Genomic DNA, 13,364 nt, shown 5'->3' with positions numbered 1-13,364 from the left:
TAGAAAAATTATTTTTTGATATAGTTTTAAAATACTAATGCCCATATCCAGAGTAGATATGGGCATTAGTTATTTATATCTTATCATTTTTTTGAAGTAGGGTGTAATAATTTCCTTCTGCTGATTTTATAACATCATCAACAATATGCTTCACCTAAATTCCATAGCTATATCTATGATCTTGTTTTTAATGTTCGATATGAGAATCCTCCCTTTTTATTTTATAAAGAGAGTGAATTAGACGCCCTTGTGTTGTTATACCCTCTATTATTACAGAGTAACTCGTATTCGAATCGGCTGTATAGAAATTTAGATTAACATTTCCTATATCAGAAACTTTTACACTCGGATTCCAATAAATAGTAGAACGCAAATCCGGATTTTTATTATTTTTCTGATTTGTAGTCTCATATTGAGGAGAATAAAACTCCTTTGTAGACTGATAGCCTAAAGGTGATACTGATTTTATATTAAATTGTTCAGCAGGGCGATTTTTAATTCCTCTCTTCGTTGTTATTAGTATAACACCTGATGCACCTCGAGAACCAAACAACACAGTACCAGCATCTTTCACTATTTCTACCTCATCTACATCTTCAATAGAAATATTTCCGAGCATATTAATATCGTAAGAAGTATTATCAATCATGACTAAAGGAGATGAATTTCCTCTTATCGAGACATTCTGTCCAACGACTGTAACCCCTGCAAATCTTGATAATAACTGATACAGATCTCTAGCTCTGAACTGTTCTATTTGTTCGAGAGTATATCGAGTATTAAAAGACGATGAATAGACAGATTTACCAACTCCGGAATTCTTTTTTAAGGCTGTAATTTCTATATCTTTGAGATATATCATTCTCATACCATTATCTAGAATAAACTTCTGATCTGCCTTGTTTAAATAATCTCTGAAAAGAAGATTTTTCTTATTATACTGAGGAGGATAGGAGAATACAGACTTCGGGAATGTTTCCTGATCTATTGTAAGCCAAACGCGATCGCCTCCCTTCTTCGTATTACCTTGGACAACGAACTGAGTACTGTCCGGAAATTCGAAACCATTAAATCTGAAACGCCCCAATTCATCAGTCACTGTTTCATCAAAAAACTTTTGTTTCAAAGCCAATAATCGTACAGGATAATTAGCCGATTTTCTATTCATAAGTATACCTCCCTCTATTGTACCTGAAATTTCCGGACCTAATTCTAGATAAGTCGAAGGTTTTTCGAATTCTTGCTTTAGTATTTTTGATGTATTATACCTACTCCATCCTTGCGTCATCATCAACAGATCAAGGTTATTTAGAACTTCACTTCCTTTATTTCTAAAATAATAAGCAGGATCTTCAATATATCCTTTCAAATCAGATGTAATAAGTATCGTAGAAAGAATATTTACACAACTATCTGTTTTTACATCTTTATCGTCTGTGACAGATAATGAGACATTAGCCAATTCATTTATTTGCTCTACATTATTTATTGCAAATTTAACGTTGACTTTCTCTCTACTCCCATAGTTACTCTTATCTGTTCTAAAATCAATATCAGCAAAACTATTTTCATTTATATTGAACACTAAACGCTCACTTATAGGATTCATTCTACTATCTACTAATAGCAACTGGCTGATTCCAGTTGGTAACTGCTCTTTAGATAAAGAAACAAATTCCCGACTCTTATCCCATTCAGAAACACTTATTGAAATCCCTCTAGATTGTATCACTAAAAAAAGAGGTTCCTGAATAGGAGTATCTGCTGACTTACTTAGTGAGATATATAAATTATTTCGTTGCCAGTTTGCTCGTAAAGCAACTATCCCTTCTGTCGCAGATGGTAATTCAAAACGTTTTTCAATCCCTTTTTCGTTACGGCATAGAGCATATAATTTATCACCTTTTGTTTTCTGATAAATATAAAATGCTCCCATCCCCAGATGTTGACTAGAAAAAGTTGTTAAGGTATCTCCAGCCTCATTGATAATAACACCTTGGATCTTTTCGCCGATACCATCTGAATTCAATGCCTTAAATGCTACCTTATTATTTTCTTTCAAAACAATATGTCCTCCTTCCGGTAAAAAAGAGACCTCATAATCCTCTGGATTGGGAATTGAGATATATTCTTTATGAAATTTATCTAAATAGTCAAATTCGACATAAATAACATTCTTATTTTCGATCCTTTTCTGAGTAAACTCAACATCACCTTCATTGTTACAAGTCATGACTTGAAGTTCGCCTTTATCATTTTTCACACGAACTTCTTGCGGCAATATTTTCTTTCCACCATCTATTTCGTTGAAGGATAATTTAACTTTCACTTTTTTATGATTATCTAAATAAGTATGCTCCATGTTTATTTGATATAAAGCTGACAAAGGATCTCCGATATGGACAGTACGTTTAAAGAAAAAGTTATCCCCACGTCCTTCCATGAATCTTGTATAAAATCGTAATTGATAATCACCAGAGGGAAGTTCCTCGTCTAAACCAATATATCCGAAATAAGCCCCTGATTTAGGTCGCACTTTCACTCTCACCTGTACAGAATCTAAAGGGTCTATCAACTCTCCATATATATATCGACTCGTTGTATCAGGCAACATAGAAAAGGCATCTACCAGATGAGCTCTAAACCAAATATCTTCCCCTACTATATAATAAGGTTTATCTATCTGTACATACAGTTTTTCTTGTGGATATAATTGAACTTGTTTCAAAAAACTATGTTTTACAGAATCTAGAATCCTTTCTTTATTCGATTGAGAAAATCCCAAAATATGAAAAAGAGAAAGGATAAAAATAAATATAGAGCATTTCATAATTAGATAATTTTCATATGATTATATGATTCTAAAGTACATATTAATTTATTAATTACATAACAGAAGCTATTCAAATTTAAAATATCCCTCTGATGGTATATAGCTCTGTATGTAAAATATACAGAAGTGCTTGGATGGAGGAAGTATATTTTATAATTAACTAGAATTAGAATATTATTCAAATGGGTAATAGAAAAAGGACCCCGTTACTATCATAATAACGAGGCCTTTTTGCCATCTTATATACTCCTCTTTAAATGATATAAACAGAGTGTTAATCTGCATTGTAAACACTAAAATCTCCTACCATAGCATAATTGTTTTCACCTTTAAACTTTTCTGCTATATAAACTTTAATGTATCGTGCCCTAGGGAAATTATTTAAAGCTTGCATTTGAGATCCATTTATCTTAGGATTAAAGCTAAACTCTCCTTGATCTTCCCAAACCCATTTTGTTGGATCATTTAAGTCTGTTGCATTACTTTCTTTACATGTATATATCTGGTATCCTTTTTGCCCACGATTATCGTCTTTTCTTCTAGACATAGATACTTGAGCAATCGTTGTTTCCCTTCCTAAGTCTATTATAAACCAATGAGGATAATTACTATTTGGACTACCATAACTAGCGTGCCAATATGTTGAAAGATCTTCATCTATAATAGAAGGAACACCTCCTCCATCGGATCTCTGTTGAGAACTATAACCTATAGTTCCTTCATTGCTGTTAGCATCATATCCAGGAATACTCCATTCTTCTTTAGACATTTTTTCAGGAACTAATACTGTTATTTGTTCTTCCTTACCTCCACCTTTGACTGTTACTGTAGCAGATCCAGCAGCTAGTGTTTTTATAACCCCATTGCTGTATACCATAGCAACTTCGTTGTTCGACGTCGTCCATTCTACGTCTGTCATTGTTGCATTTTCAGGTATAGGCGTAAGAAATACTTTGTTTAAAGCTTGCCAAGAACCGATTACCACATTAGTACTCAGTGTAAAACCCGTGAGAGGAATATACTCTTTTACCGTTACATCAATAGTAGTCTTGTCGTCTTTCGATGCTACGGTGATAGTTGTAAAACCTTCCTTTACGGCCTTTACCAAACCGTTTTGATCTACCGTGACAATAGATGGATCTTGACTTTCCCATGTATAGGTTGCATTGGTAGGACTAAACTCTACTTGTAAAGAGTTTCTATCTCCTGCTCCTTCACCTATGTATAAATTTATTGATGTATAATTTACATAAGGTTTATCGGTTGTAACTAACGGGTCAAAGTCATCACACCCAATCATTACAGTCAGGATTATGATGTATAGATATTTTAAATATTTCATTTTCATATCATATTATTTAATTTATTCTTCTCTTTCATTAAATTCCAATCTTAACTCTTCCTGCATTCGATAAGTTTTTTTATCATCCGGATCAACATAGTCATAGCGGAGTAGAAACGTTTTGAAGGTTTTATATCCAGTATCTTCTATAAAGAAAATATTGGGGTATAAGGGGTCATCATCGATTTGATTGATCTTAATCCCATACTGAGATGTATTCCAAGGAAGTATTGTCACTTTATTATCTTCTCCAACCACGAGCTTAATCGACCATTGGTTTATTAATTTTTCTTCAGACTGGAATTGTTTGATACCAGCAAAAGTTCGCACCTCATTTTTGGCAACAGGAAAAACAGGTTTCTGTAACATCGTGCTGATACCATCCTTTACTCCTTTATGGTTGTAGTATGTATATCCTGACTTTGTACTGGCATAATAATTCTTCAAAAATATACGATACAGTATCGTGCTCTTTTCAATATTCATTTCGTAAGCAGAAATGGTATTTGCTTTAAAAGGGATCAGATAGGTAGAGTCAGGAGATAGTCCTAATACATTTAGCTGAATTTTCATTCTACCACCTCTTTCCCCTGCAGGTATTATTATCTCTGAATTATCTATATTATATCTGTCCTTATCCAAGTAGATAGCATAACGCTCAGCTTCAGTATCGAAGTTACTAAGGTTGTATGCATCGATGAGATTCTTATCTTCGATAATCTCAATTTGAACCGGTTCTGTAATTGGCAAAGCACCTCCACAAGACGCAGATATATAGCCATTAGGGCTTTCTTCAGAAAGATCTATCTCCTCTGAAAAAATATTAAACCCATCATCACTGAGTAAAGCTATAACATTCTTGTATTGTTCTCTTTCAAAAACTTCATCTTTATTACAGGATAATACTGTTGAAACAAGAGCTACAAGAAGTAATGATTTTATGATTTTTTTATATTTCATTTGAATAAAATTTAATCTTTAAAATACTAAATGCCATTATATAATCTATATACTATTGGCTTTTCATAGTACAAATGCTATTAATTACTACCATCCAGGGTTTTGATCAAATGAAGGTAAGCGTCTCATTTCGACCTCAGGTATAGGAAGAAAAATCATCTTTCTATGAACAACTCTATTAGATATACGATTGCTTATAGGTACTACCCTCTGATAATAAGATTCCCTTGTTCCTGCTGTGTTCATCCCCTTTATAGGTTCACTTTCAGAAGATTCATAATCACCCCAGCGTCGAACGTCAAAATATCTGTGATTTTCATGAAGTAATTCGACCATGCGTTCTTTCTTGATTTTATTTAATACCTCTTTAGCATCAGCCAAGTCTGATTCTTTATATCCAGGAAGACCTGCACGATAACGAATCAAGTTGATAGATTTTCTTATTTCATTAATATCTCTTGTAAATATTTGGGGTTTCCCTTCTACCTCAATTGTATAACTTTCTCCCCCAAGCTGATTCAAAGCTTCGGCATAAGCCAGTAATATTTCAGCATAGCGTATGATCGGAAATCCTTTCGGAACTCTTTGGTTTCCTGTCCCAGCCCATGCATCCAGCGGATTGATGTATTTCCTTAATACATATCCCGTAGCAGGATGATCGAGAGGATTCGATGCTCCATCTTTCCCGTTAGGAGAGTCTGAATAATAGGTTACAGTAAGCCTTTTCTGACTATTGTCTGTTGTTGATGCCATTTCCCAAAAACATTCGCTAAACCCAATAGAAGCATAAAATCGAGCCTCACGATTAACATACATATTGTAAACATTCGCATTTAAACGATAGCCACTGTAAAGTTCAGACACAGAGGATGTAAATCCTGTTTCATCATAAGGATACTCTGAGCTTGAATTGTTAATGGTTCGCCCATCTACCATATCATATGCATCTATGATTTTTTGAGGAACTGCCAAGCCATTCCAACCTCCATTAGCAACAGGGAAAGAATGTTGTGTATATGATGTTATCGCTCCAGAACTTCTAGCCCAAATAAACTCCGGATTTACATTGACAACAGTTTCTCCATTAAACATATCAGCATAAGAGTGGAATGGATCAATCCCCCCTGCTCCATCCGGAAACGGTTTGTGATAATTAGGATCATCAACATTTGTAGGCAATGGACGAGTCTTATCATTCTTTTCCACAGTATGCAGCTTATAAAGACTTACACCACTGTCTTTTAAATCAATAACTCGCTTGGCAGCAGCTGCTGCTACTGCCCACCGTTTAGGATCTGCTGTTTGCTGAATATAATTCTGTCCATCAGTCTTACGCTTCCAATTTCCAAAATACATACGAGCACTTGCTCCTCCATTGTAAAGGTCGCTGGCATGTATCAATCTTAGCCGGGCTACTAAGGCCAATGCAGCTCCTTTTGTCGGACGACCGTATTCGACAACAGAATTTGTTTTTGCAGGTAAATATAGAGAAGCCTCCTCAAATTCGGTACAGATGTATTCTATACAATCATCATAAAGGTCGCGCGGACGATCATAATATGGCATGTCTTCATTATTGTTGAGAGTTTCATCTCCGAGTAAGACAACCGGACCGAAATTCATCACTAAATTGTAGTAAGCATAGGCTCTTATAAACCGGGTGTGAGATAAGATATTTAATCTCTCTACAGCTGTCCAGTCCGAGGCTTCATCAATGCGGTTCAATATAAGATTGCATTGGCGGATTATTACATACCATCGTTTCCAATTATTTAAACTCCCTAAGTTGGAAGAATTGCGTTCTCCTAAAACATAAGCCATGCCTTGAAATTCTCCGGCACCAAAAAGGCAGAAAGCTTCGTCGGTTGCCATCGGCCCTGGTGTATAAGGATATCCATATATGCTTCCTTCATCATGGAACTGGCTCGCTGCATTCCACATAAATGCTTCAATATAACGCTTGTTTGAGAATATTGAATCGTAAGGCAACTCGTCATCAAGATATTTATCGATATTAAGATAATCGCAGGAATTTAAACCGCATGTGATTGCTATAACAATACAGAAGATCTTGGTTGTTATAGTTTTTTTTATAGTATATACTTTTACATTCATATCTGTTTTTTTATAATATTACTATCTAGAAGTGTAGGTATAACTGGAATGAATATACCGAAGGAATAGGGTATTTTTTTCCTGTATGATGGGCTTGTTCCGGATCGAAATCTTTCACTTTGTCCCATATTATCAGATTGTTACCAACTAGCTGTAAATCCATAGAAGATATACCTACTTTCTTCAGATATTCATTCTTTAGGTTGTAATTAATCACTACTTCCTGAAGACGTAGATATTTGGCATCCCCCTTCCAGAAATCTGAAGTTTGCATATTATTTTCATTCCATCCGTATTGCAAGCGAGGTAAAGTTGCATTCGGATTTTCGGCTAACGATAGGTCTATACCATTTGCTTCTGCATAAGATCTTGGTATCCATCGAGTAGAAGGATCGTTGAAACGAGTAAGAACATTTCCTAATTCACCATCCGCAAAAGGCACATATCCTACACTATTGCGAAAATAATCGGTCTTCCCTGTACCTTTAAATAAAAATCCAAGAGATACATTTTTGTAGCGAAACTCTCCTCCAAACCCATACATAATCTGAGGTAGTCTTTCGTGAGCAATAGGAACTTGGTCGTCCACATCTATTTTTCCATCGCCATTCATATCTTTGTATTTAAGATCTCCCGGCAACACTGTGCCCCAGCTTTGTTTAGGGCTGTATTTAATATCATCTTCATCTTTGAAAAAACCAATACATTGGTATCCTCTTACTGTATTAAGGGGAACACCTGTAAGGTCTTGATATGGGTATTTATTATATGTTTGCTCCCAATTTTCGATCTTGTTTCTTGTGAAAGTGTAATTCCCACGTATAGTAAAAGACATGTCTTTGTTGATATCATGAGTATACGAAATAGTTCCGTCTGATCCCCATTTTGACATTTCCCCCACATTCCCGAAAGGATTGTTTGTCAATCCTACATAATCAGGCACTTGTACACGCTCTTGAAATATACCTTCACGTTTGTCTTTGAAGAAATCTACTGTTAATGTTAATGCATTTTTTAAGAATTGAAAGTCAAAACCTAGATTGGTTTTTTTCTCTTTTTCCCATATTAAATTATTAGCACCAACCAAAGAAATACCAATACTTTCAAGTCTTCCGGAGCCCCATGGGTAAACGTATCCTGAATTAATTCGGTCTAAATAAGGGAAACGACGTAGCTTCCCATCCGGATCCCTGACGAGTTTATCGTTCCCTACTACTCCATAAGATGCTCTTATTTTGAAAATATCAAGCCAAGGGAGGTTTTCTTTTACCCATTCGTATCCGGTTGGAATCCATCCGATAGAGACTGAAGGGAAAAAACCAAATTGTTTTCCCGGGATGAAATTCTCTGTGCCATTGTACCCAAAGTTAAGAGCTGTGAGGTAAGTATCATTGTAACTGTATTCTACTTGACCTGATAGGCCTATATATTTTTCGGGTATCATCGCTAAACTCCGGTTAAGATTTAAAGCTGTTTGGTCTGACCACTGTTTGTTTTCTATCTCGAATCTTAATAATCCTCCTACCCGGTGTTTTTCATCGAATATTCGATTGTATAATGCTTTAGATTCGAAGTAAAACTTTCGGTATTGCTTTTCATAAGAGCTATAGAAAGCATCTGTACCTTTCGCTACTATTTCGCGGGTCAGCAATTCGCCTTTACTGTTTCGTCCGATCGCTCTGTACTGAGCAGGCTGATAATAGCGTCGCTCTGTAAGCTCCCCTTCTCGGTCATAAGCTCCTTGTACATGAACGGATAAGCCTTTAGTTAGCATAGACAGGTCTTGCTCGAGACGCATGGTGAATTGTTCTGTATTACGATTGATATCTGTCTTTCCCGAATGGTTTATCATAACGTACGGAGAGGATCCGCTTGTAGTTGTGGCTGCAGGTAACTGACCATTAGAATATTGAAGAGGGAAAAGCAGAGGTGTATATGCAGCCTGAGCAATCCATATACCGTCTGTATTCATCATTCCCGGGCGTTTATTCATTGATAAATAAGCATTTGACCCGAAATATAAAACAGTACTTTTTGTAAGGTTTATATCTAAGTTCAAACGGAATGAATAGTCATTGAATCCAGCGTTAGTGGCATAAGGATTATTCTTTTCTGTTTTATAAGCAGCTGATTCATTAGAAGCATCGAGGCTTACAAAATATCTGGCTACATCACCTCCTCCCTGAGCACTGACATAATATTTTTGTTTGAATGATACATTTTTGACAATTTCTCCCTGCCAGTCAACATCCGGATAAAGATCTGTGTCTAATCCATCTTTGATTACTTGCATCTCAATAGGGCTGTAAGCTGGATCTTCATTTCGCGCCTGATAGGCTTCATTTGTGAGCATTGCATAATCATGAGCTCTGAGATATTCAGGAAGACGTCTTAAGTGAGATACCGATACATTAGCTCTACCCGTAATTCTCAGTTTGCCTGATTGTCCACGCTTCGTTGTCACAATTATTACTCCATTTGCACCTCGAACTCCATACACAGCTGTTGCCGAAGCATCTTTGAGAACAGAAAAACTTTCAATATCCGCAGGGTCAATTGTATTTATATCTCCAGGTAAACCATCGACAAGCACAAGAGCTCCATCGTTTGCACCAAAAGTACCTCTTCCCCGTACCCAAAATTCGGCAAGATTCTGACCTGGCTCTCCGCTACTCACCATAGAAATAATACCAGCTACTTTTCCTCCTAGCATATTCGCTATTGAAGGGCTTGGCGTTTGCAGCTCTGACGGAGAAACAGTAGAAATCGCAGCTACAGTAGATATTTTTCGTTGAGCTCCTGTTCCTGTTATCACAATTTCCTCCATCTCTTGGGTTTTGACAGCTAATTTTATGTCTAAGTCCTTTTTGTTTTCTGTTACAAGCCACTCTTGAGTCTCATAACCAACATAAGAAAAAACTAACCAGTCTCCACGGGAAGCTTTGATTGAAAATTTCCCATCTATATCGCTCATGGCTGTCCCTATCTTACTTTTAATTGATACTGTAACACCAATTAAAGGTCCCATCTCATCATAGATTTTTCCTTCTATTGTGTAAGTCGATTCTTGTGCAGATAGTGAGGAGGATACTGCTAAGAATAAAATCAGTAAACAATAATATATTTTATGCATATTACTCATTATTTAAATATGTTTTATTTATTCAATCGCGATTCTGCGTACTCTATTATTCCCATAATCTGATACATATATAATTCCTTCAGCATCAATTACGATTCCATGAGGCTCTTTAAACATTGCTTCATCCTTACTTCCATCTTTAAAACCGCTCTTTTCAGGTATACCGATTATGGTTTCTACCATCATTGTATTTGTATTAATCATACGTATACAATGATTTCCGTTATCACCTACATATAGATTTCCATCAGCATCAAAATTGATCATACGTGGCGATTTGAATTGGGCCATCGATAGAGGACCGTCTCTGTGTGCGCCATTGGTTGCACCAGAGAGTTTTTCAAACGAATCTAGAAGTCCTTTTTTATCAACTCCTACTGTCTCGGAAGTAACATCTACTCTACAGATACTGTGAGATACCTCTCCTGATCCGCTATCATAGGCTAACCATAATTCATTTTTATTTATAGGATGCATTGCTGCTCCATAAGTGACACCGCTAGGAGTCATTCCGACTGCTCTGGCATTCCATGTCTTTGGGTCTATTCGTACCAATAAGCCATTGTTGTAGCGAGTGTAATAGTTGCCATCAGCTTCGCAATATAGACAAGCGTAATGAGTATGGTTTGTACCTGTTGGAGACTGATAACCATTCCAATCCCACTCTTTTATGAAATATAATTTTGGAATCCAACCGGCATTTGGGTCACAAAAAATAAATTTATCACGATTATTCTCGTCCTCAGCTCCCATCTGTAAAACATTGGTTACTGGATTAGCAATAGGAGCACAACGATGGTTGAATCCTTGAGAACCATTTGCTACTACTGTTATACTATTTTCTGCCTCATTTATCCGAACAAGATTATTTTGGTTATCTGTAACAAAAATATTGAACTCCTTGTCCATACCTATATATACAGGACGCAATTGTGATTTGCTTAACCCCTGATCATAGACTGGCTTATCTCCAGGGTCGTTACCATTTCCTGCAATTGTAGTTACGCTAGCTGCTATTTTGTATAGGAAATGATTTGTGTATTCCCCTTTCTGATCACCAATTTCCACTTTAATAGAACAAGTGTCGCCAGGAAGGCGGGGGACTAATGCCAAGATTCGGGTTCCGGTAGAACTAAGAACGACCGCCTTTTTTTCATTGAAAGATACTTTTATTTTGGAAGTATCTGTACCAAAGTTTTCTCCATCTAATAGAATCATTTCCGCAATATGACCTGAGTCAGGACTAAATGATGTAAGAACAATAGGACTATTAGGGTTATGGGTTATACTTATGGGCTCATCGTTTTTACAAGAAACGAAAATAACTGTAAATGTAACTATACATAAGAGAAGATGGGTTATCCTATTTTTTGCAGTAATTTTTCTTAAAGGATATGGAAGTCTCTTAATAGCTGCCTCTGTGTAACTTGGTGTTTTTTTCATATTAGATTATAGTTATTAAAATCTTTATTTCATTGTATTATAGATTTTAGAAGGGATAAGTCAAGCTTAACTTAACTTTTAGATCGAATGTGGAAATTTTGTTCATACCCATTCACAAAATTTCGACATTTTGCAAATTCATATTTTTTCATAATTAGAAGACTCAAAGTCAAGACTCCTATTTCTTCTTTTAGGATAATAATGTATGCCTATTCAATTTTGGGGTTGTTTTTCATGATAAATAGATTTTAAGGTTCTGTATATTAAATAACTTGTTAATATTTATATTGCATGATTAATGCGATACAAGTATGTATTCTTATAGTATTCAAAAGAAAGAATGATTCTTTATGATATAAACTCACTAACTTTCTAATTTCTGAAAGGTCTTTCAAGTTAACTCGTTTACAATAGGTACTTTTGCTATTATTAGAAGATTTATATTCATGTAGTTAATTAGCAATATGTTAAAAAGTAAAATATTTTTCATTGAATCAGATTTTAAGGCTATCATATAATTAATACTATTAACACACCTATTAATAAAAATTTTATAAATCAATCACATATAAGATAGTTATCCTTCCTATACGTATTTTTCTAGATCAGATTTTAGGGCTCACTTCCTAAGTGATATAGTTCGCCGTTAAAAGTAGAATCTTTTTTATAATTTACCAAACTTTAATGATTGTTTTTTAATGTTTTATAACTCATCAAGTTTCGAATGAGCTAGAAGTTAAGAGGTTTATCTTTTTCCTCTATCACATATTTACAGATTAATATACTCACTATCAACAACATGATCACTTTACACAGAAAACTATTTTGTAACCTTATGCCATTCTTTAAGAATTACATTATCAATAAGTTAAAAGGAAGAGAAGTAAACATACTACTTTAATTTAACACTTAATGATTCTTGATTATGTAAACAACTAAGGATCAATATCTTTTTTTTCAAAACATCACTTAGGAAGTGATATTTTCTATTCTAGAATCAAGGAAAATTCTTTGATTTACTTCCAACCTTTCGTTTTTTATTACTTATAATAGGATAGGTTATAATAGATCTCTTTTATTATCTTCTGTTTAGGAATAGAAGGTTTCCTCCCATAACTTTTGTTGAAACAGGAATGTTATATTTTTAATATGTCTTTGTAAAATTTGGTGTTTTGGGATATAGTGTATTGAACGTTTAGAAGCCCACAGCACGGGATACAATTTCATTTGCTTCGTCTAATCGTGTGTGATTGATAGAGGCTAGATAGATATAAGTAGTCTTAACAGATGAGTGCCCCAGTCCTTCCGAAATTGTCCAGATGGGTAGGTTCTCTTCTTTAGCTATTGTTGCCCATGTATGTCGAGCCACATGTGAGGTTATTCGTCTTTTTATATCAGCCAGTTTTTGAATTTGTTTCAAACACCTGTTTTGTCTGCTTAATGCTGACAGATACTGATTATATGCACTCTTCTCTTGACTTCTGATTATAGGGAATATATATGGGCTATCACCCGTTATTCGAGCATAT

The 13,364-nt window shown here is 35.2% G+C and carries 7 protein-coding genes; all 7 read right to left on the bottom strand.

Annotated elements, in window-relative coordinates; all coding sequences use genetic code 11:
* Positions 1-187: 187 nt before the first annotated feature.
* Positions 188-2,728 (bottom strand): TonB-dependent receptor, encoded by a 2,541-nt coding sequence (locus DHU68_RS13515; RefSeq protein WP_160111149.1) that lies wholly within the window; start codon positions 2,726-2,728, stop codon positions 188-190.
* A gap of 379 nt (positions 2,729-3,107) precedes the next feature.
* Positions 3,108-4,175 carry an Ig-like domain-containing protein gene (locus DHU68_RS13510; protein ID WP_160111148.1) on the bottom strand — a complete coding sequence of 356 codons (1,068 nt, stop codon included), beginning with the start codon at positions 4,173-4,175 and terminating at the stop codon, positions 3,108-3,110.
* Between the two features lie 21 nt (positions 4,176-4,196).
* Positions 4,197-5,135 carry a BT_3044 domain-containing protein gene (locus tag DHU68_RS13505; RefSeq protein ID WP_108823534.1) on the bottom strand — a complete coding sequence of 313 codons (939 nt, stop codon included), beginning with the start codon at positions 5,133-5,135 and terminating at the stop codon, positions 4,197-4,199.
* A gap of 87 nt (positions 5,136-5,222) precedes the next feature.
* Positions 5,223-7,250 carry a RagB/SusD family nutrient uptake outer membrane protein gene (locus DHU68_RS13500; RefSeq protein WP_108823533.1) on the bottom strand — a complete coding sequence of 676 codons (2,028 nt, stop codon included), beginning with the start codon at positions 7,248-7,250 and terminating at the stop codon, positions 5,223-5,225.
* Positions 7,251-7,275: 25 nt separating this feature from the next.
* Positions 7,276-10,383: a TonB-dependent receptor gene (locus DHU68_RS13495; protein ID WP_108823594.1), complete on the bottom strand. Its 3,108-nt coding sequence runs from the start codon at positions 10,381-10,383 to the stop codon at positions 7,276-7,278.
* Positions 10,384-10,410: 27 nt separating this feature from the next.
* Entirely contained in the window at positions 10,411-11,835 is a 1,425-nt protein-coding gene (locus tag DHU68_RS13490; RefSeq protein WP_108823532.1) for an IPT/TIG domain-containing protein, read from the bottom strand.
* A gap of 1,195 nt (positions 11,836-13,030) precedes the next feature.
* Positions 13,031-13,364: tyrosine-type recombinase/integrase (locus DHU68_RS14400; protein WP_160111147.1), on the bottom strand; the 334-nt coding region annotated here is incomplete at its 5' end.

Source organism: Dysgonomonas sp. Marseille-P4361 (assembly GCF_900343125.1).
Taxonomy (GTDB): Bacteria; Bacteroidota; Bacteroidia; order Bacteroidales; family Dysgonomonadaceae; genus Dysgonomonas.
The sequence above is the reverse complement of the archived record's forward strand: the minus strand, read 5'-3'. Positions and strand labels throughout refer to the sequence as shown.